Below are 24,781 nucleotides of genomic sequence, written 5' to 3' on the forward strand. Positions count from 1 at the left end.
GACAGCGCACGGTAGCAGTCTCAGGGGAGCAGTCGCTGCTCCTTCGCGACCGCCACGGCGCCGGCCCGCGTGTCGACGCCGAGCTTGGCGTAGATGCGGCCCAGGTGGGTCTTGACGGTGGCCTCGCTGATGAAGAGGGCGCGGGCGATCTCCTTGTTGCCGAGGCCGTGCGCGAGCTGGCCGAGGATGTCGCGCTCGCGGTCGGTCAGCGAGGGGCGGGCGGCGCCGCGCATCCGGTCCATGACCCGGCTGGCGACCGGCGGGGAGAGCGCGGTGCGGCCCTGGGCGGCGGCGTGGATGGCGGCGAAGAGCTCCTCGGGCCGTTCGGCCTTCAGGAGGTAGCCGGTGGCGCCCGCCTCGATGGCGCGGGTGATGTCGGCGTCGGTGTCGTAGGTGGTGAGGACGAGGACGTGGACGCCGGTGGGCGCGATCCGGCGGGTGGCCTCCACGCCGTCGATGCCGGGGCCGAGCTGGAGGTCCATCAGGACCACGTCCGGCTTCAGCTTCGCGGCCATCGCGACGGCCTCCTCGCCGCTGCCGGCCTCCCCGACGACCTCGATGTCGGGGGTGGAGCCGAGCAGGGCGAGCAGCCCGGCGCGGACGACGACGTGGTCGTCGCAGAGCAGGATGCGGACGGTCACGGGCCGGCCTCCGTGGGGGGTGCGAGGGGGATCGAGGCGGAGAGCACGGTGCCCTCGCCGGGGGTGGACTCCACGGTAAGCGTCCCGCCGAGCTGCTGGACCCGGACCCGCATGGCGGGCAGGCCGTGGCCGCGCACGCCGCCGCCGTCGCGGGCGGCCGCCGGGTCGAAGCCACTGCCGTCGTCGGCGACGTCGAGGACGACCTGGTCGTCGAGGTAGGTGAGGGTGAGGGCGGTGGAGTCGGCGCCCGCGTGTTCGCGGATGTTCGCGAAGGCGCCCTGCGCGATCCGCAGCAGCGCCGACTGGGCCCGGTCCGGCAGCGCCACGGGGGTGCCGTCCACCCGGAAGACCGCCGACTCGCGCTCGGCGAGGCCGCGCAGCGCCTGCTCCAGGCCGCCGCCCTCGGCGAGGTCGGCGGGGGCCAGGTCGTGCACGAAGCGGCGGGCCTCGGCGAGGTTCCGTTCGGCGATCGATTCGGCGGTGCGGACGTGCCGGCGGGCGGTGGCCGGGTCGGTCTCCCAGGTGCGGTCGGCGGCCTGGAGCAGCATCTGCTGGCTGGACAGGCCCTGCGCGAGGGTGTCGTGGATCTCCATGGAGAGCCGCTGGCGTTCGGCGAGGGTGCCCTCGCGGCGTTCGATCGCGGCGAGTTCGCGGCGGGTGCGGATCAGGTCGTGGATGAGGGCCCGCTGCCGGGCGGCCTGCCGGTCGGCGTGGACGAAGACGCCGGTGGCGATGGCGGCGACGGCCGGCGGGGCGACGATCAGGTTGGGGTCCCAGCCGCCGTGCGAGAGCTGCACCTGCGCGAAGACGACGAAGGCGGTGAGGAGGGTGACGAGGACCAGGGCGGCCCGGGCGGGCAGGGTCCGCAGGCCGGTGAAGAAGAGGGGCACCGCGCACCAGGCGAAGCTGGGCGCGAGGACGACGAGGACGACCCACACGGCGACGACCGTGCACAGCCAGGCGATGCGGCCCGGGGTGGCGCGGGTGCCGAGGACCGGGCCCAGCAGGTAGAGCGCGGCGAGCGCGGCGCTGAGCACGATGATCCAGGGGCTGCGGTCCTCCCACTCGTGGCGGATCAGGAACCGTACGAGGGAGGCGCCGAGCAGCAGGAAGAACGCGACGTGCATGACGCGCCCCAGCCAGCCGGCGTCCGGGTCGTGGTCGGGCCCGAGGGGCGGGGCGGGGCGGGGGCCGCCGGTCTTCCGGGGGGCGGTCCGCGCCTGCCTGCGGGTCGGGTCCACGGTCTCGTCTCCTTCGCGGGCCGTCCGCCCGGTCCGTGCGCGGGGTGCGCCCGGCGGGCGTTTTCGCGACCTGGGTGTACGTGTCCATGCTGGCCCCCGGGGGCCGTCCGGGCATCAGCCGATCGGCTGACCCCGCCGTCCTCCGGTGCGCGCCGCGAGGGCAGCCGGACCGTCGACCGTGCGGGGCGGGGAGCGGACCCAGGATGGAGGCAGAGCGAACGCACCACCCCCCTCCACCGGACCGAACGGGTCCGCCTCGATCTCTCGGGAGTCGTCATGAAGAAGAAGCTCGTCCTCGGTGCCACCGTCGCGGCCGTCCTGACCGCCGGCACCTTCGGCGCGGTCTCCGCCTCCGCCTCCGCCCCGGCCGCCGCTCCCGCCGCCGTGGCCAAGGCCGATGCCGGGAACGGCAACCTCTTCCAGACGAACCACCTGACGATCGAGGCCGCCACCGACGCCGCCGAGGCCGTGCTCGACGCCGCGCAGAAGGAGAACCAGCGCGTCTCCGTGGCGATCGTGGACCGCAACGGCAACACCATCCTCACGATGCGTGGCGACGGTGCGGGCCCGCAGTCCTACGAGGCCGCCGAGAAGAAGGCGTTCACCGCCGTCTCCTGGAACGCCCCCACCTCCGAGCTGGCCAAGCGCCTGACGAACGCCCCGACCCTGAAGGACATCCCCGGCACCCTCTTCCTCGGCGGCGGCGCCCCGGTCACCTCGAAGGGCGCCCCGATCGCGGGCATCGGCGTCGCGGGCGCCCCCTCCGGCGACCTCGACGAGAAGTTCGCCCGGGCCGGCGTCGCCGAGCTGGCCGAGTAACACCCCCGAGCGGCGGCGCCGCCCCGGCCGCCGGTGCCCCGGCACCGGCCCGGGACGGCCCCGCCCCCGACCGCCGCGCGGTGTGGTCCCGCGCGGCGGCGGACCACGGACCGGCGGGGGCGCCCACGCCCCCCGATGGGCGCCCCCGCCCCCGCCCCCCTGTCCGACTTGTCTAGGATCCGTACGTGATCGACGACAGCCGGACCGGACGGTCCCCCCGGGCCGCCGCCGTGCTGGCGGCGGCCCTCGGCCTGTGTGTGCTCCTGACCGGCGGCTGTGCCCCGGAGGCCGGCGGGGTGCGCGGCACGCCGGGCGCGGCGGGGCTGCGCGACCCGTACTTCCCCAAGCAGGGCAACGGCGGCTACGACGTCCGCCACTACGCCCTCGACCTGGCCTACGACCCGGGCACCGGCCGCCTGGACGGCACCGCGCGGATCACCGCCCGCGCCACCCAGGACCTCTCCGCCTTCAATCTGGACCTGGCCGGGCTGACCGTCCGCGAGGCGCGCGTCGACGGCGTGCCCGCCGCCGTCAACCGGGCCGGGAACGAGCTGACGCTCCGCCCGCGCGACGAGCTGGCGAAGGGCGCCGACTTCACCGCGACCGTCGTCTACACGGGCGTGCCCGAGCCGGTCACCGACCCCGACGGCTCGGCCGAGGGCTGGCTGCGCACCGCCGACGGGGCGGTGGCGGTCGGCGAGCCGGACGGCTCCATGGGCTGGTTCCCCGGCAACCACCACCCCTCGGACAAGGCGGCGTACGAGATCGCGCTGACCGTCCCGAACGGTCTGACGGCGCTCTCCAACGGCGTCCGGGTCTCCTCCGCGCCGGTCTCCGGCGGCCGCACCCGGACCGTCTGGCGCCAGTCCGAGCCGATGGCGAGCTATCTGGCGACGGTGGCGATCGGCCGGTACACGACCAGCACCGGTACGGCCCTGGGCTCGGTCCCGGTCGTCACCGCCGTCACCGCCACCGACCCCGCGCTGTCGGCCGCCACCGCCGGGCTCCGGGCCGAGCTGCCCGCGATCCTCGCCCGGCAGCGGGACCGTTTCGGCCCGTATCCCTTCGGCGCGGCGGGCGCCGTCGTCGTCCCCGACGGCGCCCTCGGCTACGCCCTGGAGACCCAGACCCGGCCGGTCTTCCCGGCCGGCGCCTTCGACCGCTCCACCCTGGTCCACGAGCAGGCCCACCAGTGGTTCGGGAACTCGGTCACCCCCGCGAGCTGGCGCGACATCTGGCTCAACGAGGGCTTCGCCACCTACGCCGAGTGGCTGTACGGGGAGGACCACGAGGGCGTCCCGGCCCGCACCCGCTTCGAGGAGGCGTTCGCCGACGACGACGCCTGGGCCTTCCCGCCCGCCGAGCCGCCGGCCGCCGCGAACCTCTTCGCCGCGCCCGTCTACCGGCGCGGCGCGATGGTCCTGCACCAGCTCCGCGAGACGGTCGGCGACCCGGTCTTCGACCGGTTGCTGCGCGGCTGGACGGCCGAGCGCCGCCACGCCAACGCCACCACGGCCGACTTCACCGCCTACGCGGAACGGATCGCGGACCGCGACCTGACCGCCCTGTGGGACGTCTGGCTGTACGGCCGCGACCGCCCGCCCCGGCCCTGACCTCAGTAGCCCCAGCGCGCCCGCGAGCCGTCCATGCGGCAGTGGATCAGGCGGCGGTTGGCGGCGTGGGTGGACCGGCCGAGGTCGGCCTTTCGGCAGAACTGGCCGGCGCTGTAGCAGTTCCCGGCGTTGGAGAGGATCTCGCAGGTCGCCCGGGGGGCCGGGGCGGCGGTCGTCCGCTTCGGGGCGGCCGTCCTGGCGGCGGGGGCCTTCGTGGGGGCTTTGACGGGCGGCTTGGTGGTGCGGACCGCCGTCGGCCGGGGCGCGGCGGGCGCCTCGGTGGTGGCGACCGGGGCGGGGGAGGTGGTGGGGGCCGCGGTGGTCGTCGGCGGCGGGGTGGTCGGCGGCGGGGTCGTCGGGGGTGCCGTCGTGGCCGGGGCGGCGGTCGTCGTGGCCGGGGCGGAGACCGGCGGCGGGGTGGTGGGGGAGTCGCCGGGGCCGGCGGGGCCGCAGGCGGCGGTGACGCCGGCGAGGAACAGGCCGGCCAGGGTCCGCCGGATCGCCCTCCCCCGTCGTCTCCGGCCGGATATGCCGTCGTCGGTGGTGCGCGCGGTGCCGTGCATGGGTCCCTCCCCAGGGTCGTTCTCCGGTCGGAGAACGGACAGCGTAGGGGGTGTTCAGGAGAGGGCGGCGCGGCGGTCCCCGCCCGGCGGCGGGAACGGCGCGGGCCCCCGGGACCGTGGGGTCCCGGGGGCCCGTGGGCGTGGCCGGTGCGTCAGAGGTTGACGCCGAAGTCGCGGGCGATGCCCTCCAGGCCGGAGGCGTAGCCCTGGCCGACCGCGCGGAACTTCCACTCGGCGCCGTTGCGGTACAGCTCGCCGAAGACCATGGCGGTCTCGGTGGCGGCGTCCTCGGAGAGGTCGTAGCGGGCGATCTCGGCGCCGCCGGCCTGGTTCACGATGCGGATGTACGCATTGCGGACCTGGCCGAAGTTCTGCGAGCGGGAGACCGCGTCGTAGATGGAGACCGGGAAGACGATCTTGTCGACGGTGGCGGGGAGGCCCGCGAGGTTGACGTTGATCTGCTCGTCGTCGCCGCCGCCCTCGCCGGTGCGGTTGTCACCGGTGTGGACGATGGTCTGGTCCGGCGTCGCCTTGTTGTTGAAGAAGACGAAGTGGGCGTCCGAGGCCACCCGGCCGGCCGCGTCGACACCGATCGCGGAGGCGTCGAGGTCGAAGTCGGTGCCGGTGGTGGTGCGGACGTCCCAGCCGAGACCCACGGTGACGGCGGTCAGGCCCGGTGCCTCCTTCGTCAGGGAGACGTTGCCGCCCTTGGAGAGGCTCACAGCCATGGAAGTCCCTTTCCTCGTGGTCCGGCGCGCTCGTCGCGCGTCGTCGGGAGAAACGCGGCACGGTGGCCGGTGGTTCCCGGGTGTACGAAAACAGGGTGACGCCTCCGGCCCGTGCCGGGGAACATGGGGGCATGGCAGGCCCCTATCCGATCCGCGGCTCCGTCTCGCTCCCCGAGGCCGAGCTCCAGTGGCGTTTCTCGCGTTCCTCGGGCCCCGGGGGCCAGCACGTGAACACCTCGGACTCGCGCGTCGAGCTGAGTTTCGACCTGGCGGCGACCGGGTCCCTGCCCGAGGTGTGGAAGGCCCGCGCCCTGGAGCGGCTGGCCTCCCGCCTGGTCGACGGCGTCCTGACCGTACGGGCCTCGGAGCACCGCTCCCAGTGGCGCAACCGCGAGACGGCGGCCGTCCGGCTCGCCGCGCTCCTCGCCGAGGCCACCGCCCCGCCGCCCCGCCCGCGCCGCGCCACGAAGATCCCCCGGGGGATCAACGAGCGCCGGCTGCGCGAGAAGAAGCAGCGCGCCGAGACGAAGCGCGGCCGCCAGGGCCGCGACTGGGGCTGAGCCGGTCCGTCCGGGCTCAGCCCAGGGTGCGGTAGCGCCCGCGGAAGTAGGCGAGGGGCTCGTCGTCCGGGGCCGGGAGGCCGACGGTGAGGACCCGGCCGATGACCAGGGTGTGGTCCCCGGCCGTGACGCGGTTCTCGGTGCGGCACTCCAGGGTGGCGAGGGCGTCGTCGAGGAGCGGCGCGCCGCTGGCCGTGCCGCGGGTGTGCGGGAGGTCGGCGAAGAGCAGGCGGTCGGAGACGCGCCCCTTCATGGCGAAGCGCCCGGCGACGTGCCGCTGGTTCTCGGCCAGCACGGAGACGGCCCAGGTGGGCACCTCGTCGAGGAGGTCGTCCATGCGGGAGCCGGTCCGGAGGCTGACCAGGACCAGCGGCGGGTCCAGGGAGACGGAGAGGAAGGCGGTGGCGGTCATGCCGGCGTCGCCGCCGTGCGGACCGTCGTCGGGGTCGTGCGCGGTCACCAGGACCACGCCGGCCGCGAGGCGGGACAGGGCCGCCCGGAACTCGTCGTCGCTCACCCCCTCAGGATGCGGGAGGGGGAGGTCGGTGAGGGGGGTTTTCCAGAGCACGTCGGCACGCTAACCGGGCCCCGGCGCGGCGGGCATCGGGCGGGGGGACCAGGTGGGACCCGGCGTGGGTCCTAGGACCGGCCACCGTCAGCGGTGACCCGCCGTATTCAGCCATCCGATAATGTGACTTGAGTCACAGAGGGCACTATTTGCTGACCCTGTGTACCGGCTGCACAGCTCACTGTGATTCAGTGGCGGGGACAGTACAGCACGAAGTCGATGAGAACCCTGGAGTTGCTGTCGAGGTCTCGGGGAGAGCGAGCGATGGAGACCGAGTCGGAGCCTTACGTCCGTCTCTCGACGCTGCGGCAACTGCATCAGGTCGTGGCGGACCTCAACACCGCCCGCAGCATGGCGGACACCCTTCAGACCGTCGCCGACGGCGTCGTCGCCGGGCTCAACTACCAGCTCGCCGCCGTCAACCTCGTCCGCCCCGACGGTGACCTCGTCGTCGCCGCCTTCGCCGGGGACGCCGCCGCCGAGGCCCTGATCACCGGCCGGGTCGGCTCCCGGGAGGCGTGGGAGCGCCGGCTCGCGATGGCCGTCCCCTGGGGCGACCTGCGGTTCATCCCGTACACCGAGGGCTGGGTCCTCATGGACGACGACGTGCCGCAGTGGCACACCGACGGCCCCGCCCCCCGCTTCGAGGACGAGTGGCACCCGCACGACCGGCTGTACGCCCCCATGTATGCCTCCGGCACCGGCCGCGAGCTGCTCGGCGTCATATCCGTCGACCGCCCGCGCAACGGCCGGCACCCCGGGCCCTGGGGCCAGGAGGCCCTCCAGATGTACGCCTCCCAGTCCGCCATCGCGATCAGCAACGCCCGGCTCCGCTCCAACATGCAGCGCGCCCTCGTCCGCCTGGAGCGCGAGCAGCAGGCCCTGCGCGCCAGCGAGGAGTCCTTCCGGCAGGCATTCGAGTACGCCCCCTCCGGCATGGCCATCGCCGAGCTCGGCGGCGACCAGCACGGCCGCCTCCTGCGGACCAACGACGCGCTCTGCCGGCTCCTCGGCCGCCCCTCCTCCGTGATGCGCCGCTACTCCTTCGCCGACCTCGTCCACCCCGAGGACATCGGCACCCTGCTCCGCACCTCCGCCGAGGGCGGCCGGGCGGAGCTGCGGCTGGCCCGCCGCGACGGCACCTACGTCTGGGTCTCGCTGCGGAACTCGGTGGTCGCCGACGCCGCCGACGGCCCCCGCTTCCTCCTCACCCACGTCGAGGACATCGAGGAGCGCAAGCGGCACGAGCTCCAGCTCGCCCACCGCGCCTCCCACGACGCCCTCACCGGCCTGCCGAACAGCGCCGAGCTGCGCTCCCGGCTCTCCGCCCGGATCTGCGAGCGCCCCGCGCACACCGGCGCCTACCAGGGGCCGGGCCCGGACGCCGCCGCCTACGGCACCGGTTACGAGCAGGTGGCGGAGGCGCCCGCGTACGACGGCCGCCCCGAGTACGAGCACGAGCACGAACACGGCTTCGGCTTCGAACCGGCCGGGGGCGGGGCGTACGACCACCACGTCCACCTCGTCGCGCCCGCCGGCGGCGAGACCGACGACGGCACGAAGGGGCTCGCCGTCCTCTTCTGCGACCTCGACGGCTTCAAGTCGATCAACGACCGGTTCGGGCACCACACCGGCGACGCCGTCCTCATCGAGGTGGCCCGCCGGCTGACCACCTGCGTCCGCGACGGCGACACGGTCGCCCGGCTCGGCGGCGACGAGTTCGTCGTCCTCGCCGACGGGCTCGGTGCGGCCGACGCCGCCGACCTCGCCGTCCGGCTGCGCAACGCGATCATCCCGCCCATCCGGGTGGACGGCCGGGCGGTGCGCGTCGGCGCCAGTTTCGGCATCGGCTGGGCCGAATGCGGGATGACCGTCGAAGAGGTGCTGAACTCCGCCGACCAGCGGATGTACGTGGAGAAGCGTTCCCGCTCCAAGGTGCAGCGCCGGGCCGGCTGATCACCGCGGCGCGGGGGGCTTCGTCCGTTCGGGGTAGGCTCGCCGGGTCGGCGACGGCTGGCGAGCATGGAGAGGAAGACCCGGATGGCTGCCGGTAACGACGGCGCGAGCAAGCCCGAGGACGAGGATCCGTTCGGCTATCTGTACGCCGACGGACAGGACGCGTCCGGCCGCTCCGCCCAGGGCGGGGGTTACGGCTACCCGGGCCCCGCGCCCGCGCAGCCGGGGGTGCCCCGTACCTCCTACAACCAGGTCCGCACCGTCGGCGAGCGCCAGTACGGCGGCCCGCAGCAGCAGGCGTACGTGCCTCCGCAGCAGCAGGCGCCCTACGGCCAGCCGCACCCGCAGTACGCGGCCCCCGAGACGTACGGCAACGGGCAGCAGACCCGGCAGTCCCCGCCGCCCGCCCCGCGCGGCGGCGGCCGGGGTCCCAACACCCGGGGCCTGATGATCGGCGCGATCGCGGTCGTCGGCGTCGTCGTGGCGGGCATCGCCGCCGCCGTCATCAACAACATGGGCGGCGAGAAGGACCCGAACGCGGGCGGCACCACGCCGACCTCCGCCCCGGCCACCGCCTCCCAGGAGCCCACCGCCTCCGCCGAGCCGAGCGGGGAGCCCACGAAGACCGCCCTCCCCAAGCAGGACGCGGCCACCCTCCGGCTCGGCGGCCCGGCCGCGGTCGGCAAGGACATCAAGGGCGCCAAGGGCCCCGGCGGCACCTACGTGATGCTCAACGGCGTCGGAGGCTCCGCGAGCTGGACGGTGGACGTGCCGGAGGCGGGCGACTACACCCTCCGGATCACCTACAGCGTGCCCGGCGAGGACTACAACGCCATGCTGACGGTCAACGACCGTCCGCCCTACAAGATCAACATGAAGAACTACGCGCGCGCCGCCCAGGGGGACTGGGAGAAGGGGTGGACCACCACCTTCGGGTACGCGACCCTCGACAAGGGCACCAACTCGCTCAAGATCTCCTGCGAGCAGGAGAACACCTGCGGCGGGATCATCGACCAGGTCTACCTGGAGGCGGGCAAGGCGGGCCAGCGCGGCTGACCCGCGCGCCGGGCCCCGGGCCTCCGCCCGGGCGCCCGTCCGGCCGGGGCGGTCAGGCGCGGGTGTCGTCCGTCACGGTGACCCCCGGCAGGAGGTCCGCGTAGACCGCCGGGTCGAACTCGCCGGCGACCGGGGAGGCGACGGTGGCCGCCGAGAGGGCGACCGCCCGGGCCAGCCGGTCCGGCCACGGGGTGCCGTCGGCCAGCCCCGCGAGGAGGGCGGCGACGGCGGAGTCGCCCGCGCCGGTCGGATTGCCCCGGACCGGGGCCGGGGGCGCCGCCCGCCACAGGCCGTCGGGGGTGGCGGCGAGCAGGCCGTCCGGGCCGAGCGAGGAGACCACCGCGTGCGCGCCCCGGCGGCGCGCGTCGAGGGTGGCGCGGCGGGGTTCGCGCGAGCCGGTGAGACCGGCGAGTTCGTCCGCGTTGGGCTTGACCACGTCGGGGCGGGCGGCGATGCCCCGGCGCAGGGGTTCGCCGCTGGTGTCGAGGAGGACCGGGACGCCCGCGGCGCGGGCGGCGCGGATCAGGTCGGCGTACGCGCCGACGTGGACGCCCGGCGGGAGGCTGCCGCAGAGGGCGACGGCCGCGGCCCCGGGCAGCAGGCGCGCGTACCGCTCCCGCAGGGCGGCCCATTCGGCGGCGGTGACGGCGGCCCCGGCCTCGTTGAACTGGGTGGTGTCCCCGGCGGCGGAGTCCACCACGGCGACCGTGCGGCGGGTGTCGGCGGCGACGTCGACGAGGGCGTCGGTCAGCCGGGGGACGGGGGCGAGGAGTTCCCGCAGCCGGGCCCCGGTGGCGCCGCCGGCGAAGCCGGTGACGACCGTCTCGTGGCCGAGGGCGGCGAGCACGCGGGAGACGTTGACGCCCTTGCCGCCGGGGCGCTCGGTGCTGAGGGCGACCCGGTGGCTGGCGCGCGGGACGAGGGCGGGCACCTGGTAGGTGAGGTCCAGCGCCGTGTTGAGGGTGACCGTGAGGATCACCTGCCCACCCCCGTACTCCCGGTAAGACCGTGTGGCGTGCGTCCTGTGACGGTCCACGATCATGCCAAAGGAACGGCGATCGGCCCAGACCCGGGGCGGTCGCCGTTCCTTCCGGCCCTGATCAGGCGGTCTGCGGCACCCGGGCGGAGACGCCCTGCGGGGCGACGATCCACTCGCCCTTGCGCATGACGCCCTTGACGTCGAAGTCGGCGTCGAGGACGACGAGGTCGGCGTCCTTGCCGGGCTCCAGGGAGCCGACGCGGTCGTCGACGCCGAGGAGGCGGGCCGGGTTGGCGGAGATGGCCTGGACGATCGACTCGACCGGCAGGCGGTCGATGGTGGCGGCGCGCTTGAAGGCGCGGTCCAGGGTGAGGGTGGAGCCGGCGATGGAGCCGCCCTCGACGAGGCGGGCCACGCTGTCCTTCACCTCGACCTCCAGCGGGCCGAGCATGTAGCGGCCGTCGCCGAAGCCGGCGGCGTCCATGGCGTCGGTGATGAAGGCGACCCGCGCGGCCCCGGCGTGGTGGAAGGCGAGTTCCAGGGCGGCGGGGTGGAGGTGGGTGCCGTCGTTGATCAGCTCGACGGTGACCCGCTCGTCCTCCAGGAGGGCGGCGATCGGGCCGGGCGCGCGGTGGCCGAGGCCGGGCATCGCGTTGTAGAGGTGGGTGGCGACGGTGGCGCCGGCGTCGATGGCCTCGGCGGTCTGCTCGTAGCTGGCGTCGGTGTGGCCGATGGCGGCGATGACGCCCTGCTCGGCGAGGAGGCGCACGGAGTCGAGGCCGCCGGGCAGCTCGGTGGCGAGGGTGACCATGCGGGCCTGGCCGCGGGCGGCGTCGATCAGCTTGAGGACGTCGGCCGGGTGCGGGTCGCGCAGCAGGGTCTCGTCGTGGGCGCCCTTGCGGCAGGGGGAGATGAAAGGGCCCTCGAAGTGGATGCCGGCGATCTCGCCCTGCTCGGCCAGCTCGGAGAGGAGGCCGGCCCGCTGGACGAGGAAGTCCGTCTCGCCGGTGACGAAGGAGGCGACGACGGTGGTGGTGCCGTGCAGGCGGTGGGTGTGGACGCCCTTGAGGACGTCCTCGACGCTCCCGGAGGTGAAGGAGGCGCCGCCGCCGCCGTGGTTGTGCATGTCGACGAAGCCGGGCACGAGCCAGTGGCCGCTGAGGTCGAGGACGGGGGCGTCCTCGGGCGCCTGGCCCGCGATGCGGCCGCCGTCGACGATCACGCGTCCGTTCTCGACGATCCCGGTGGGCAGCACGACGCGTGCGCCGGCGAGAACCTTGTGATCGGACATCAGGCGGAAACCTCCGAGTCGGTGGGGCGCTGGTCGGCGAGCAGGTCCCAGGCGAGGAGGCCCGCGCCCAGGCATCCGGCGGTGTCCCCGAGGGCCGCCGGCACGATGGCGGGCAGCTTCTGGAAGGTCACACGTGCCTCCACCGCGGCCCGAAGGGGTGTGAACAAGGTTTCCCCGGCCTCGGCGAGTCCGCCACCGATGATGAGGGTGCGGGGGTCCAGCAGGGTGAGGGCGGTGACGAGGCCGTCGGCGAGGGCGTCCACGGCGTCCTGCCAGATCCGTACGGCGACGGGGTCGCCGGACTCGACGGCCTTGGCGCAGTCGGCGGCGTCGGCCTCCGGGTCGCCGGAGGCGTCGGCCCAGGCGAGGGAGACGGCGGAGGCGGAGGCGTACCGCTCCAGGCAGCCGCGCTGGCCGCAGCCGCAGTCGGCGCCGCCGGGGCGGACCACGATGTGGCCGATCTCGCCGGCGTAGCCGTGCGCGCCGGCCTCGATGCGGTCGCCGATGCCGATGGCGCCGGCGATGCCGGTGCCGAGGGGCACGAAGAGGAAGCGGTCGGCGCCGTTGCCCGCGCCGATGCGGCCCTCGGCGAGGCCGCCGGTGCGCACGTCGTGGCCGAGGGCGACGGGGAGGCCGCCGAGGCGCTCGCTGAGGAAGGCGCGGAGCGGGACGTCGCGCCAGCCGAGGTTGGCGGCGTAGACGGCGATGCCGCGGTCGGCGTCGACGATGCCGGGGACGGCGACTCCGGCGGCCGCGGCGGGCTCGCCGTACCGCTCTCTGCCGAGGTCGTGCAGCTCCTGGGCGAAGGCGAGGATCGTCTCGACGACGGCCTCGGGCCCGCGGTCGCGCCCGGTGGCGCGGCGGGCTTCGTGGAGCAGGGTGCCGTCCGCCCCGACGAGGGCGGCCTTCATGCCGGTGCCGCCCACATCGAGGGCGATGACGTGTCTCACGGAGGACAGTCTCGCGCGACTCGCCCCTAAAGGTCTAGTCCACTGCGGAGGATTGTTGCGCTCGGATACAAATTCGAGCCCCCGGACGTGGGGAGTTTGTGGTGAAGGTCCTACGGGAGTTGCCGAAGTGATATCGGACTGGTGTAGACCTCTCGCGGAGGGTGGGGGAGACTTTCTGACCCTGAACCCCCTGAATTTGCAGCTCACTGCTGCTCAACGACGAGCAAAAGGTGGATGAAGCCGTGGAGCGGCGACGATTTCTCGGACTGACCGCGGCCGCCGCCGCACTCGGCCTGACCGCCACGGTCGCCGGCTGCGGCAGCATCGGCGGCGACGGCGGCGACGTGACCCTGCGCCTGGTCGCCGCCGACTACGACCTGACCGGCGGGAACACCACCAAGAAGTACTGGGACGACCTCGTCACCGCCTTTCAGGCCGGCCACCCGGGCATCAAGGTCCAGGTCGACGTCGTCTCCTGGGACGACGTCGACCGCAAGGTCGCCGAGATGGTCAAGGCGGGCAAGGCCCCCGACGTCGCCCAGATCGGCGCCTACGCCGACTACGCCGCCGCCGGGCAGCTCTACTCCGCCGACGAGCTCCTCACCATCCCCGTCCAGGCCAACTTCCTGCCCGTCCTCGCCGACGCGGGCGAGTACTCCCGGACCCAGTACGGCCTGCCGTTCGTCGCCTCCACCCGCCCCCTCTTCTACAACCTGGACCTCTTCGAGAAGGCCGGGGTCAAGCCGCCCACCACCTGGGACGAGCTCGCCGAGGCGGCCGCCAAGCTCAAGGAGGAGGGCGTCCGCACCCCCTTCGCGCTGCCCCTCGGGCCCGAGGAGGCCCAGGCCGAGTCCCTGATGTGGCTGCTCAGCGGCGACGGCGGCTGGACCGACGACTCCGACCGGTACGCCGTCGACTCCGACGCGAACGTCAAGACCTTCACCTGGCTCAAGGACGAGCTGGTCGGCAAGGGCCTCACCGGCCCCGTCGCCCCCGGCAAGCTCAACCGCAAGGCCGCCTTCGCCGCCTTCGCGCGCGGCGAGGTCGGCATGCTCAACGGCCACCCCTCCCTGCTCAAGGAGGCCGCCAAGCAGGGCGTCAAGGTCGGCCAGGCCCCGCTGCCCGGCACCGACGGCCCGCCGAAGTCCGCGATGGGCGTCGCCGACTGGATCATGGGCTTCAAGCAGAACGGCCACCGCAAGGAGGTCGGCAGCTTCCTCGACTTCGTCTTCACCGACGAGAACGTCCTCAAGTTCGCCGGTGACAACGACCTGCTGCCGGTCACCGTCACCGCCTCCAACCGGATGGCGACCGAGGCCGAGCACGCCAAGCTGCGCGAGTTCCTCAAGGCCCTGCCCACCGCCCAGCTCCCGCCGGTCGGCAAGACCTCGTGGGCCAAGGTCAGCGAGACCATCAAGCAGAACATCGGCACCGCCGTCACCCCGGCCGGCCGCCCCGACGAGGTGCTCGGCTCCATCGCCCGCACCGCGACCGCCGCGGAGGCGGCCGAGTGAGCCGGGTAATAGGTTGACCGTATGAGCGATGAGCACGGACCCGACCCCGCCCCCGAGGCCGACGACTCCGGCCTCGGGGAGCTGGAGCGGGACGTGCTCGCGGTCGAGCGCCGCTCCTGGCCCGGCCCCGGCGCCAAGGAGCGGGCCGTGCGCGAGCGGCTGGGCCTCTCGCCGACCCGCTACTACCAGCTCCTCAACGCCCTGCTCGACGACCCGCGCGCCCTCGCGCACGACCCGGTCACCGTCAACCGCCTGCGCCGCGTCCGCACCGAGCGCGAACGCCGCCGCTGAGCCCCCGGCGGCCGGGCCCGGCGGGAGGCGCCGGTCACGCTGACGGGACGGCCGTACGTCGGTAGGGTCGGCGGCATGGTCAGCCTTCCGCACCTGGCTCCATCCGCCGGCCGCGACGGCCTGGACGCCCTGCTGGCGCGTCCCTCCGAGGCCGTCGTCGCCCTCGACTTCGACGGGACGCTCGCCGAGATCGTCCCCGATCCCGAGCGGGCCCGCGCCCATCCCGGCGCCGTGCCCGCCCTCGCCGCCCTCGCCCCCCGCCTGGCCGCCCTGGTCGTGGTGACCGGCCGCCCCGCCGGGGTCGCCGTCCGCCTCGGCGGTCTCGCCGGGGTCCCGGGCCTCGACCGCCTCACCGTCCTCGGCCACTACGGCGCCGAGCGCTGGGACGCCGCCACCGGCACGGTCACGGCCGCCGCCCCGCACCCCGGCGTGGCCTCGGTCCGCGCCGAGCTGCCCGGCTTCCTCGACCGGCACGGCGCCTGGCCCGGCGTCTGGATCGAGGAGAAGGGCCGCGCGGTCGCCGTCCACACCCGCCGGGCCCGCGACCCGCAGGGCGCCTTCGAGGCGCTCAGGGGCCCGCTGGGCGACCTGGCCGCCGCGCACGGCCTGGTCCTGGAGCCCGGCCGGCTGGTCCTGGAGCTACGGCCCCCCGGCATGGACAAGGGGGTGGCGCTGGCGGAGTTCGTACGGGAGAAGGGCGCGGGCTGCGTCCTGTACGCCGGTGACGACCTGGGCGACCTGCCCGCCTTCGCCGCCGTCGAGAAGCTGCGCGGCGAGGGTCTCCCGGGCGTCCTGGTCTGCTCCGGCTCCGCCGAGGTGCCCGAGCTGGCCGACCGCGCCGACCTCGCGGTCCCCGGCCCGGCCGGCGTGGTCGCCCTCCTCACGTCCCTGGCGGCGGCACTGGCCGGGGAGTGAACCGGGCGGTCCGGGGGCGGCCCCAGGGCGTGAGCCGGGCGGCCCCGAGGGGTGAGTCGGGCGGCCCCGGGGCCGTGGGCCGGGCCGGTCAGCGCCAGGTGGCGGTGTCCGGGTCCACGCCGTGGGCGCGCGCCTCCGCGTCGATCACGCGGCGGAACCATCCGGCGAGGCCGGGCCGGATCGCGTCGTAGTGCGCGGCGAAGCCGGGGTCGGCCTCGTAGGTGCGGCCCAGGCAGACCTGCATCTCGCGGGTGAGGGGGAAGTACGCGGCGAAGACCTCGCGGTGCCGGGCGGCCAGCCGGTTCGCCCCAGGGCCGCCGGGGACGGCGCCCGCGTCCATCGCCGCCGCGAGCTCGCGCTCGAAGTCGGCCACGGCCCCGGTGACGGCCCGCCACTCCTCCGGTCCGCGCCCGGCGGCCCGCTCGGCGTACTGCCGCCACTGGTCGGTGTCCCCGTACTTCTCCCGGGCGAGCGCGGGCCCCTCGGGGTCCCAGCCGGGGCCGAAGACCTCGGCCTGCTGCGCGGGGGTGAGCAGCGGGCCGCGCTCATGGGCGCCGATCATCCGTTCGAGCCCGGCGTCGAGTTCCCGCAGCCGCGCGATCCGCTCGGCGATCCGGGCGCGCTGGGCGCGCAGCGCGGCGGGCACGTCGGCGGCGGAGTCGTCCAGGACGGCGCGGATCCGGCCGAGGCCGAGGCCGAGTTCGCGGTAGACGACGATGCGGTGGAGGCGTTCCAGGTCGGCGGGGGTGTAGAGCCGGTATCCGGCCGCCGTGCGCAGCGACGGCCGGGCCAGGCCGATCTCGTCCCAGTGGTGCAGCGCGCGGACGGTCACGCCGAGGCGGGCCGCGACCTGGCCGACGGTCAGGCCGTCGGCTCCGGCACCGGTGGCATCAGGCATGGGCCCCATTGTGGCGGTCGCGGCGGGGCCCGGCCGCGGGGCCGGGGGCGGACTCGGGCGGGGTGATGCCGATGTCCGCGAGGTTCTTCGCCTCCTGGCTGCCGGGGACGTGGGGCTTCGCCGCGGTGAAGACGATCCGGGCGTTCTCGGGGGTGATCACCTCCACGTCGCGGGTGTTCCACGGGGTGTCGCGGGGGCCGTCGACCGCGCCGGGCCGCAGGGCGCGGCAGGCGGCGGCGATCTCCTCGGCCTGGGCGAGGACGCCGGAGAAGCTGAAGCTCATCGCGGGCGGCTCGGCGGGGACGCTCGGCGCCGCGACGAGCAGGACGTCCTGGAAGGCCCAGCGTCGCAGGTGGACGAGGGTGCCGGGGATCTCGAAGAGGGTGAAGAAGCCGAGGCCCCGGGTCCAGAAGTCCACCGACGCGGCGAGGTCGGCGGTGGGGATGCTGACGAAGGCGGGCATGCCGTAGATGCCGTGGCAGGGCTCCGGCGGGACGGCGTCCGGGCCGGGGGCGGGGACGGGGCTCATCTCGAAGGCGTCGTAGTGGTCGCTCATGGGTGCCACCGTGGTCCCTCACGCCGCGTGAGGGTCAAGCCCGGCCCCGCCGCCGCTCCCGCCGCCGGGGTCAGGCGGGGCCTCTGAGGGCCTCCAGCTGGTCGAGGAACCACTGCTGCGGGGGCAGCGCGGTGGCGGCGGCGGCGAGCCGCTTGGTCCGCTCGGCCCGCTCCGGCGCGGGCATGGACAGGGCCTCGTGCAGGGCCTCGGCGGTGCGGCTGACGTCGAAGGGGTCGACGGTGAGCGCGTCGGCGCCGAGTTCGTGGTGGGCGCCCGCGCCGGTGGAGAGGACCAGCGCGCAGCCCTCCTCGGAGACGACGGGGATCTCCTTGGCGACCAGGTTCATGCCGTCCCGGACGGGGTTGACCAGGGCCACGTCGGCGAGTCGGTAGGCGGCCAGGGAGCGGACGAAGTCGTCCTCGACGGAGACCAGCACGGGCTGCCAGTCCGGGGTGCCGTACGCCTCGTTGATCTCCCCGGCGAGCTCGATCACGGAGGCGGTGTACGCCCGGTAGGACTCCAGGTCCTGGCGGGAGGGGTAGGCGGAGGCGAGGTGGACGACCCGGTCGCGCCATTCGGGGCGGGTGTCGAGCAGTTCCCGGTAGGCGAGCAGGCCGCGCAGGATGTTCTTGGAGAGCTCGGTGCGGTCGACGCGGACGATGCTCCTGCGCCGCTCGCCGGTGGCGGCGGTCTCGCCGATCTCGTCGCGGAGCCGGGCGAGCCGGTCGTCGACCGGGGGCCGGTGGGCGAGCGCCCGCAGTTCGTCGGCGTCGACGCCGAGGGCCCAGACCCGGACCCGGGTGCGCCGCTGCGGCAGGTCCCGGTCCTCGCAGCAGTCGAGGAAGTGCTCGGCCCACTCCTCGGTGTGGAAGCCGAGCTGGTCGGCGCCGAGCATGCCGCGCAGGAGTTCGTCGACGACGTCGTCGGGCGCCATCCGCAGGTAGTCGGCGGAGACCCACGGGGTGTGGGTGAAGTGGCCGATCCTGAGGTCGGGCCGCAGCTCGCGGAGCATGCCGGGGACCAGGGCGAGGTGGTAGTCCTGCACGAGGACGGCGGCCCCGTCGGCGGCTTCGGCGGCGAGCGCCTCGGCGAAGGCGCGGTTGTAGGCGCGGTAGGACTCCCAGCGGCGGCGGAAGGCGGCGTCGAAGACGGGTTCGCGGGGGATCGCGTAGAGGTGGTGGTGGAGGAACCACAGCACCGAGTTCGCGATGCCGTTGTACGCGTCCGCGTACACCTCGGGGTCGATGTCGAGCATCCGCACCCCGGGTTCGGCTATGCCGCGCCGGACGGCCTCCCGGTCGCCGTCGCCGAGCGCGGCGCAGACCCACAGGCTGTCCTCGGAGTCCACGGCGCTCAGCCCGGAGACGAGGCCGCCGCCGCCGCGCCGGGCGGAGAGCGCGCCGTCGTCACCGAGCGTGTACGAGACCGGGCCCCGGTTCGATGCAACGAGCACAGAAACCATGGGGCGAACCTAGCCCGTCCGGTAAACGCTCAAACGTACGGATACGGTCGGGCTGGAACCGGGGGCCGTACGGCTCCGGCGGGTCCCGGCCCGGTCACGGCAGGTCGCCGGGGGTCACGTCCGGTGACGGGACGCGACGCGGTGTGACAGGAATCACGGGGCGTCCGGACACCGCCCCGCCCCGAAGGTCACACGGCGCGACCGCCCCGCCCGCGCCCCTCCCCGCCCGCCTTCCCTCCCCGCCCGCCCCTTCCCGGAACGCCCGACCCGCCCCGTCCGTCTCACGCCACCCGGCGCCGGGCGTACTCGGCGATCTCGGCCATCGGCGGCCGCTCCTCCGTGTCCACCGCGTACGTCCTCGGCTCGAAGCCCTTCTCGCCCCGCTCGAACTGGGTGAGCCGGGGCCGGACGAGGTGCCCCCGGGAGAGCCGCAGCTGGGCGGTCCGGTAGATGGCCGCCGCCATCCGGCCGAGGGCCCGGCCGTCCTGGTGGCGGTGTTTGCGGACGCCGACGTCGACCTGGGCGAGCGCGTCCAGGCCCACGGTGTGCAGCGCGTCGACCAGGAGCCCCAGCTCCACTCCGTAACCGACGGGGAAGGGGAGGCGTTCGAGGAGGGAGCGGCGGGCGGCGTACTCCCCGCCGAGCGGCTGGACGAATCCGGCGAGCGCGGGCCAGTGCAGGTTGAGCAGCGGGCGGGCCACGAGTTCGGTGACGCGGCCGCCCTGGTCCGGGGCGTCGTTGAGGGGCCGGTCGTACATCGCCTTCACGAGGGCGACGTCGGGGTCGGTGAGGAGGGGGCCGACGATGCCGGTCACGAAGTCGGTGGAGAAGTCCCTGAGGTCGGCGTCGACGAAGCAGACGATCTCCCCGCTCGTCACCATGAGCGACCGCCACAGGACCTCGCCCTTGCCGGGGAGGGCCGGTATCCGGGGCAGTACGTCGTCCCGGGCGACCACCCGGGCGCCGGCCGCCGCCGCGACCTCGGCGGTCCGGTCGGTGGAGCCGGAGTCGACGACCACGAGTTCGTCCACCAGGGGGACGGGTCCGGTCATCAGGTCGCGCCGGATCGCGGTCACGATGGCGCCGACGGTGGCCTCCTCGTTCAGCGCGGGCAGGACCACGCTGACGGTCGTTCCGCGCTTGGCGGCGAGGACCTGTTCCAGCGGCCGGTCGGACAGCGACCAGGACCGCCGGGCCAGCCAGCGCTCCACTTCTTCCAGCACGTGATCTCCATCTCGCGGATCGGACGACCGTCTCCACCATCGAAGCCTTCGGTTACAGTCTTGAACAACGCGGACGCCCGATACATCTCGGGGTGCCACCCGCGTCTCACAATCGAATACCGCTCATCCAGAGGGGCAGAGGGATACGGCCCGTTGAAGCCCCGGCAACCCGCCAGTCGGTTCTCGTCCGCGCGCACGTCGTCACGTGCGGTGCCGCGAGGTCCCCGGCTAGGGAAGGTGCCAAATCCGTCTCATGGCGAAATGCGCCGTGAGGAAGATGAGGAGAAAGGGCCTCGCCTCCATGGCTGTTCAGACTGTCGCACCCGTCGCTTCCGACGCTTCCGACTCCGCTTCCCCCGTCGACCTCGGTCCCGCCTCCGGCCTCTCCTGTCGTGAGTGCGGAGAGGTCTTCGCCCTCGGCCCGATCTTCGCCTGCGAGCTCTGCTTCGGCCCCCTCGAAGTCGCCTACGACCTGCCGCTCGGCGACCCCGAGGCGCTGCGGAAGAGGATCGAGGCCGGTCCGGCCAACATCTGGCGGTACGCCCCGCTGCTGCCGGTCCCGGCCGACGTGGCCGACAAGCCGAACCTGAACCCCGGCTGGACCAAGCTGGTCCAGGCCGACAACCTGGCCCGCGAGATCGGCGTCGAGCCCGGCAAGCTGTTCGTGAAGGACGACTCGGGCAACCCGACGCACTCCTTCAAGGACCGCGTCGTCGCCCAGGCCATCGAGGCCGCCCGCGCCTTCGGCTTCACCACCCTGTCCTGCTCCTCGACGGGCAACCTGGCGGGCGCGGTCGGCGCCGCCGCCGCCCGCGCCGGCTTCCGGTCCTGCGTCTTCATCCCGCACGACCTGGAGCAGGGCAAGGTCGTCATGGCCGGTGTCTACGGCGGCGACCTGGTCGCCATCGAGGGCAACTACGACGACGTGAACCGTTTCTGCTCGGAGCTGATCGGCGACCCGCTCGGCGAGGGCTGGGGCTTCGTCAACGTGAACCTGCGGCCGTACTACGGCGAGGGCTCGAAGACGCTGGCGTACGAGATCTGCGAGCAGCTCGGCTGGGTCATCCCGGACCAGCTCGTCATCCCGATCGCCTCCGGCTCCCAGCTCACCAAGATCGACAAGGGCCTCCAGGAGCTGATCAAGCTCGGTCTGGTCGAGGACAAGCCGTACAAGATCTTCGGCGCGCAGGCCGAGGGCTGCTCCCCGGTGTCGGCCGCCTTCAAGGCGGGTCACGACGTGGTCCGCCCGCAGAAGCCGAACACGATCGCCAAGTCGCTGGCGATCGGCAACCCGGCGGACGGCCCGTACGTGCTCGACATCGCCCGCCGCACCGGCGGCGCGGTGGAGGACGTGAACGACGAGCAGGTGGTGGACGCCATCAAGCTGCTCGCCACGACCGAGGGCATCTTCGCGGAGACGGCGGGCGGCGTGACCGTCGGCGTGACGCGCAAGCTGGTGGAGAACGGCCTCATCGACCCGTCGCTGACGACCGTGGTCCTCAACACGGGCGACGGCCTCAAGACCCTGGACGCGGTGGCCGACACCTCGGGTGCGACCGCCACCATCCGCCCGAGCCTGGACGCGTTCCGCGACGCGGGCCTGGCCCACTGAATCCGAGAGGTACGAAGACAGCCATGGCCGTGAACGTCCGCATCCCCACCATCCTCCGCACCTACACCGGCGGGCGGGCCGAGGTCCCCGCCGAGGGCGCCACCCTCGCCGAGGTCATCGCCGACCTGGAGAAGAACCACACGGGCATCGCCGCCCGCGTCCTGGACGACCAGGGCAAGCTGCGCCGCTTCGTGAACGTGTACGTGAACGACGACGACGTCCGCTTCGAGCAGGGCCTGGAGACGGCCACGCCGGACGGCGCGGGCGTCTCGATCATCCCGGCGGTCGCCGGCGGCTGCTGAGCCGCGCCGGGCCCCGCCCGGCATTACCCGCTGGTACTGAATTGCCCCTTCCGCGAGAAGAAGCGGAGGGGGCAATTCTGTATGGTTGAGCGCGGTAGAGTTGGGGAAGCCCCCTCCGCCGCTCTTGCCGGAGGCATAAGGGAAAGCGTCCGTTCCTGTCGAGAACGAGACAACCAGCGGCCGAAAAGCGCGCGCGATCTGCACCACATGTTCGTTTCGCCCGGCCCGACTTGCCCCGCATTTCAAGGTTTTATCCCCGATTCCCCTTTCCGTACCGCACGGATTTCTCCGCGGATTGCCCTGTTGCAGAGGGCAGTTGGACAGATACATTCAGCCGCGGTCGACGCGTTCCGGCGCAGGTTCTGACCCGGGTCCGTGAAGTGCGGATCCGCTCAAGGGCCAGTAAGTAATAGGGGAGTTAGGCATGGCTCAGGGCACCGTCAAGTGGTTCAACGCGGAGAAGGGCTACGGCTTCATCGCGGTCGACGGTGGCGCGGATGTTTTCGTCCACTACAGCGCCATTCAGATGGATGGGTACCGCGCCCTCGAAGAGGGCCAGCGAGTCGAGTTCGAGATCTCGCAGGGTCAGAAGGGTCCGCAGGCGGACATGGTCAAGGTGACCGTCTGAGCGCGACGCGATCGGCCACCGACGCCAACGCCGTCGAGGGGCCCGCATCCTCAGGGATGCGGGCCCCTCACGCGTTCCCGTGACGTTCTGCGGTTCCCCTCCCGCCGGTGGCCGGGGGTGCCCGATCCACGAGAGTCGCTTGCACTCGCATGGGTCGAGTGCTAATCATTGGCGTTAGCACTCGGAAGGTGAGAGTGCTACGAGGATCGGGCAGACGAGGCCGCCGGCCGAGTGGGGCAAGGAACCACACGGAAGACGCGGAGGCCGTCCGTCGCGGGCGTCGGCGCGGTCCTGGAGCGTTATCCACCCCATGTCCGGGAGGACCACTTCACATGGCCAAGATCATCGCGTTCGACGAGGAGGCCCGGCGCGGTCTCGAGCGCGGCATGAACCAGCTCGCTGACGCCGTCAAGGTCACCCTCGGCCCCAAGGGTCGCAACGTCGTCCTCGAGAAGAAGTGGGGCGCCCCCACGATCACCAACGATGGTGTGTCCATCGCCAAGGAGATCGAGCTCGAGGACCCGTACGAGAAGATCGGCGCCGAGCTGGTCAAGGAAGTCGCCAAGAAGACGGACGACGTCGCGGGCGACGGTACGACCACCGCCACCGTGCTGGCCCAGGCCCTGGTCCGCGAGGGCCTGCGCAACGTGGCCGCCGGTGCCAACCCGATGGCCCTCAAGCGCGGCATCGAGAAGGCCGTCGAGGCCGTCTCCGGCGCCCTGCTCGACCAGGCCAAGGAGGTCGAGACCAAGGAGCAGATCGCCTCCACCGCCTCCATCTCCGCCGCCGACACCCAGATCGGCGAGCTCATCGCCGAGGCCATGGACAAGGTCGGCAAGGAAGGCGTCATCACGGTCGAGGAGTCCCAGACCTTCGGTCTGGAGCTGGAGCTCACCGAGGGCATGCGCTTCGACAAGGGCTACATCTCGGCGTACTTCGCGACCGACATGGAGCGCATGGAGGCCGCCCTCGAGGACCCCTACATCCTCATCGTCAACTCCAAGATCTCCTCGGTGAAGGACCTCCTTCCGCTCCTGGAGAAGGTCATGCAGTCGGGCAAGCCGCTGCTGATCATCGCCGAGGACGTCGAGGGCGAGGCCCTGTCGACGCTGGTCGTCAACAAGATCCGCGGCACCTTCCGCTCCGTCGCGGTCAAGGCCCCGGGCTTCGGCGACCGCCGCAAGGCCATGCTCCAGGACATCGCCATCCTCACCGGCGGCACGGTCATCTCCGAGGAGGTCGGCCTCAAGCTGGAGTCGGCCGGTCTCGACCTGCTGGGCCGCGCCCGCAAGGTCGTCATCACCAAGGACGAGACCACCATCGTCGACGGTGCCGGTGACAGCGAGCAGGTCGCGGGCCGCGTGAACCAGATCCGCGCCGAGATCGAGAACAGCGACTCCGACTACGACCGCGAGAAGCTCCAGGAGCGCCTGGCGAAGCTCGCGGGCGGCGTGGCGGTCATCAAGGCCGGTGCCGCGACCGAGGTCGAGCTCAAGGAGCGCAAGCACCGCATCGAGGACGCCGTGCGCAACGCGAAGGCGGCCGTCGAGGAGGGCATCGTCGCCGGCGGTGGCGTGGCCCTGCTCCAGGCGTCCAGCGTCTTCGAGAAGCTGGAGCTGGACGGCGACGAGGCCACCGGTGCCGCGATCGTCAGGCTGGCGCTGGAGGCCCCGATCAAGCAGATCGCGGTCAACGCCGGTCTCGAGGGCGGCGTCGTGGTCGAGAAGGTGCGCAACCTGACCCCGGGTCACGGTCTGAACGCCGCGACCGGCGAGTACGTCGACCTGGTCGCCGAGGGCATCATCGACCCGGCCAAGGTGACGCGCTCCGCGCTGCAGAACGCCGCGTCGATCGCCGCGCTGTTCCTCACCACCGAGGCCGTCATCGCCGACAAGCCGGAGAAGGCCGCTGCCCCGGCCGGCGGCGGCATGCCGGGCGGTGACATGGACTTCTGATCCTCCGGGATCGGTGGTTCATCGCTGAACGCGAACACGCCGAGGGCGGCACTCCCCAACCGGGGGTGCCGCCCTCGGCGCTTTCCCGTTCCCCGTCCGGCCGGGCGCTCAGACCACGGGCCGGGCGAGGGCCTCGGCGAAGGGTTCGCCGGTGCGCCGGGCCAGGGCCGTGCGGGCCTTCACCTCGGAGAGGGTGCGGGGCCGGTAGCCGGAGCCGTCGCCGCAGCACCCCCGCTTGTGGAAGCGCAGCCCGGCGTGGAGCACCACGGACAGCACCCGCCAGCCCTCGGCGTCGCGCCGCTTCGGCGGCTGGAAGGCGGACCCGACGTGGATCATCGCCTCCCCGCACCGCGGACAGTTCCGCACACCGTCGCCGTATCCCTGCTTGTACGCCCCCCGGCACGGCAGGCAGACGTAGGAGGTCCTGGAGTGTCCGAACATCCCCCCACCCTAGGGACGG

General features: G+C 73.6%; 25 protein-coding genes and 1 riboswitch. Of the genes, 12 read left to right on the forward strand and 13 right to left on the reverse strand.

Annotation, left to right across the window (positions count from 1 at the left end):
* Nucleotides 1-20 precede the first annotated feature (20 nt).
* Together IE219_RS00525 and IE219_RS00530 are read right to left on the reverse strand one after the other, a co-directional pair.
* Nucleotides 21-641 (reverse strand): response regulator, encoded by a 621-nt coding sequence (locus tag IE219_RS00525; RefSeq protein ID WP_189974268.1) that lies wholly within the window; start codon nt 639-641, stop codon nt 21-23.
* Nucleotides 638-1,768 (reverse strand): sensor histidine kinase, encoded by a 1,131-nt coding sequence (locus IE219_RS00530; RefSeq protein WP_189974942.1) that lies wholly within the window; start codon nt 1,766-1,768, stop codon nt 638-640. Before IE219_RS00530 ends, IE219_RS00525 begins: the two co-directional genes overlap by 4 nt.
* A gap of 390 nt (nt 1,769-2,158) precedes the next feature.
* On the opposite strand from IE219_RS00530, the gene IE219_RS00535 reads away from it, so the two are divergent.
* Complete coding sequence (locus IE219_RS00535; RefSeq protein WP_189974270.1) at nt 2,159-2,701, forward strand: GlcG/HbpS family heme-binding protein; 543 nt, start codon at nt 2,159-2,161, stop codon at nt 2,699-2,701.
* A gap of 185 nt (nt 2,702-2,886) precedes the next feature.
* A complete protein-coding gene (locus IE219_RS00540; protein ID WP_373298734.1) occupies nt 2,887-4,314 on the forward strand; it encodes a M1 family metallopeptidase in 1,428 nt (475 codons plus the stop codon).
* A 2-nt stretch (nt 4,315-4,316) separates the two neighbouring features.
* On the opposite strand, the gene IE219_RS00545 is transcribed toward IE219_RS00540, so the two are convergent.
* Nucleotides 4,317-4,877, reverse strand: coding sequence for a hypothetical protein (locus IE219_RS00545; protein ID WP_189974996.1), 561 nt, complete (start codon nt 4,875-4,877; stop codon nt 4,317-4,319).
* A 152-nt stretch (nt 4,878-5,029) separates the two neighbouring features.
* Nucleotides 5,030-5,605 carry a TerD family protein gene (locus IE219_RS00550; RefSeq protein ID WP_189974272.1) on the reverse strand — a complete coding sequence of 192 codons (576 nt, stop codon included), beginning with the start codon at nt 5,603-5,605 and terminating at the stop codon, nt 5,030-5,032.
* A gap of 131 nt (nt 5,606-5,736) precedes the next feature.
* On the opposite strand from IE219_RS00550, the gene arfB reads away from it, so the two are divergent.
* On the forward strand, nt 5,737-6,165 hold the full coding sequence (gene arfB / locus IE219_RS00555; protein ID WP_189974274.1) for an alternative ribosome rescue aminoacyl-tRNA hydrolase ArfB: 429 nt from the start codon (nt 5,737-5,739) through the stop codon (nt 6,163-6,165).
* Between the two features lie 16 nt (nt 6,166-6,181).
* Here the strand turns inward: arfB and IE219_RS00560 are convergent, their stop codons facing one another.
* Entirely contained in the window at nt 6,182-6,733 is a 552-nt protein-coding gene (locus IE219_RS00560; protein WP_189974276.1) for a flavin reductase family protein, read from the reverse strand.
* Nucleotides 6,734-6,997: 264 nt separating this feature from the next.
* On the opposite strand from IE219_RS00560, the gene cdgB reads away from it, so the two are divergent.
* Both cdgB and IE219_RS00570 read left to right on the forward strand, forming a co-directional pair.
* A complete protein-coding gene (cdgB, locus tag IE219_RS00565; protein ID WP_189974279.1) occupies nt 6,998-8,689 on the forward strand; it encodes a diguanylate cyclase CdgB in 1,692 nt (563 codons plus the stop codon).
* 84 nt (nt 8,690-8,773) lie between these two features.
* Nucleotides 8,774-9,745 carry a carbohydrate-binding protein gene (locus tag IE219_RS00570; protein WP_189974281.1) on the forward strand — a complete coding sequence of 324 codons (972 nt, stop codon included), beginning with the start codon at nt 8,774-8,776 and terminating at the stop codon, nt 9,743-9,745.
* Nucleotides 9,746-9,797: 52 nt separating this feature from the next.
* Here IE219_RS00570 and IE219_RS00575 read toward each other — a convergent pair whose 3' ends face one another.
* The 3 genes from IE219_RS00575 to IE219_RS00585 form a co-directional block, all read right to left on the reverse strand.
* A complete protein-coding gene (locus IE219_RS00575; RefSeq protein WP_189974283.1) occupies nt 9,798-10,724 on the reverse strand; it encodes a 1-phosphofructokinase family hexose kinase in 927 nt (308 codons plus the stop codon).
* A 121-nt stretch (nt 10,725-10,845) separates the two neighbouring features.
* Nucleotides 10,846-12,015, reverse strand: a complete 1,170-nt coding sequence (gene nagA / locus IE219_RS00580; RefSeq protein ID WP_189974284.1) for an N-acetylglucosamine-6-phosphate deacetylase — start codon at nt 12,013-12,015, stop codon at nt 10,846-10,848.
* On the reverse strand, nt 12,015-12,965 hold the full coding sequence (locus IE219_RS00585; protein ID WP_189974286.1) for an ROK family protein: 951 nt from the start codon (nt 12,963-12,965) through the stop codon (nt 12,015-12,017). The genes nagA and IE219_RS00585 overlap by 1 nt, the downstream gene beginning before the upstream one ends.
* Before the next feature lie 230 nt (nt 12,966-13,195).
* Here IE219_RS00585 and IE219_RS00590 point away from each other — a divergent pair, with 230 nt between their 5' ends.
* From IE219_RS00590 to otsB, 3 genes are all read left to right on the forward strand, one after another.
* Complete coding sequence (locus IE219_RS00590) at nt 13,196-14,479, forward strand: extracellular solute-binding protein (RefSeq protein ID WP_189974288.1); 1,284 nt, start codon at nt 13,196-13,198, stop codon at nt 14,477-14,479.
* A 21-nt stretch (nt 14,480-14,500) separates the two neighbouring features.
* Complete coding sequence (locus IE219_RS00595; RefSeq protein ID WP_189974290.1) at nt 14,501-14,770, forward strand: DUF3263 domain-containing protein; 270 nt, start codon at nt 14,501-14,503, stop codon at nt 14,768-14,770.
* 75 nt (nt 14,771-14,845) lie between these two features.
* Entirely contained in the window at nt 14,846-15,685 is an 840-nt protein-coding gene (gene otsB / locus IE219_RS00600) for a trehalose-phosphatase (RefSeq protein ID WP_189974292.1), read from the forward strand.
* Nucleotides 15,686-15,773: 88 nt separating this feature from the next.
* Here otsB and IE219_RS00605 read toward each other — a convergent pair whose 3' ends face one another.
* The 4 genes from IE219_RS00605 to IE219_RS00620 all read right to left on the reverse strand — a co-directional run bounded on the left by IE219_RS00605 (nt 15,774) and on the right by IE219_RS00620 (nt 19,824).
* Nucleotides 15,774-16,583, reverse strand: coding sequence for a MerR family transcriptional regulator (locus tag IE219_RS00605; RefSeq protein WP_189974294.1), 810 nt, complete (start codon nt 16,581-16,583; stop codon nt 15,774-15,776).
* A complete protein-coding gene (locus tag IE219_RS00610) occupies nt 16,576-17,139 on the reverse strand; it encodes a VOC family protein (protein ID WP_189974296.1) in 564 nt (187 codons plus the stop codon). The genes IE219_RS00605 and IE219_RS00610 overlap by 8 nt, the downstream gene beginning before the upstream one ends.
* A 70-nt stretch (nt 17,140-17,209) precedes the next feature.
* Complete coding sequence (locus IE219_RS00615) at nt 17,210-18,601, reverse strand: alpha,alpha-trehalose-phosphate synthase (UDP-forming) (RefSeq protein ID WP_189974298.1); 1,392 nt, start codon at nt 18,599-18,601, stop codon at nt 17,210-17,212.
* Nucleotides 18,602-18,882: 281 nt separating this feature from the next.
* A complete protein-coding gene (locus tag IE219_RS00620; protein ID WP_189974300.1) occupies nt 18,883-19,824 on the reverse strand; it encodes a glucosyl-3-phosphoglycerate synthase in 942 nt (313 codons plus the stop codon).
* A 120-nt stretch (nt 19,825-19,944) separates the two neighbouring features.
* Nucleotides 19,945-20,108, forward strand: a riboswitch (SAM riboswitch).
* A gap of 17 nt (nt 20,109-20,125) precedes the next feature.
* Here IE219_RS00620 and thrC point away from each other — a divergent pair.
* The 4 genes from thrC to groL all read left to right on the forward strand — a co-directional run bounded on the left by thrC (nt 20,126) and on the right by groL (nt 24,321).
* Nucleotides 20,126-21,436, forward strand: coding sequence for a threonine synthase (gene thrC, locus IE219_RS00625; RefSeq protein WP_373298736.1), 1,311 nt, complete (start codon nt 20,126-20,128; stop codon nt 21,434-21,436).
* A 23-nt stretch (nt 21,437-21,459) separates the two neighbouring features.
* A complete protein-coding gene (locus IE219_RS00630; protein ID WP_189974304.1) occupies nt 21,460-21,738 on the forward strand; it encodes a MoaD/ThiS family protein in 279 nt (92 codons plus the stop codon).
* Nucleotides 21,739-22,162: 424 nt separating this feature from the next.
* Nucleotides 22,163-22,366 carry a cold-shock protein gene (locus tag IE219_RS00635; protein ID WP_189974306.1) on the forward strand — a complete coding sequence of 68 codons (204 nt, stop codon included), beginning with the start codon at nt 22,163-22,165 and terminating at the stop codon, nt 22,364-22,366.
* A 332-nt stretch (nt 22,367-22,698) separates the two neighbouring features.
* Nucleotides 22,699-24,321: a chaperonin GroEL gene (groL, locus tag IE219_RS00640; protein WP_189974308.1), complete on the forward strand. Its 1,623-nt coding sequence runs from the start codon at nt 22,699-22,701 to the stop codon at nt 24,319-24,321.
* Between the two features lie 108 nt (nt 24,322-24,429).
* On the opposite strand, the gene IE219_RS00645 is transcribed toward groL, so the two are convergent.
* Nucleotides 24,430-24,762 carry a deoxyxylulose-5-phosphate synthase gene (locus IE219_RS00645; protein ID WP_189974310.1) on the reverse strand — a complete coding sequence of 111 codons (333 nt, stop codon included), beginning with the start codon at nt 24,760-24,762 and terminating at the stop codon, nt 24,430-24,432.
* Nucleotides 24,763-24,781: the final 19 nt, after the last annotated feature.

Source organism: Streptomyces termitum (assembly GCF_014650175.1).
Lineage (GTDB): Bacteria > Actinomycetota > Actinomycetes > Streptomycetales > Streptomycetaceae > Streptomyces > Streptomyces termitum.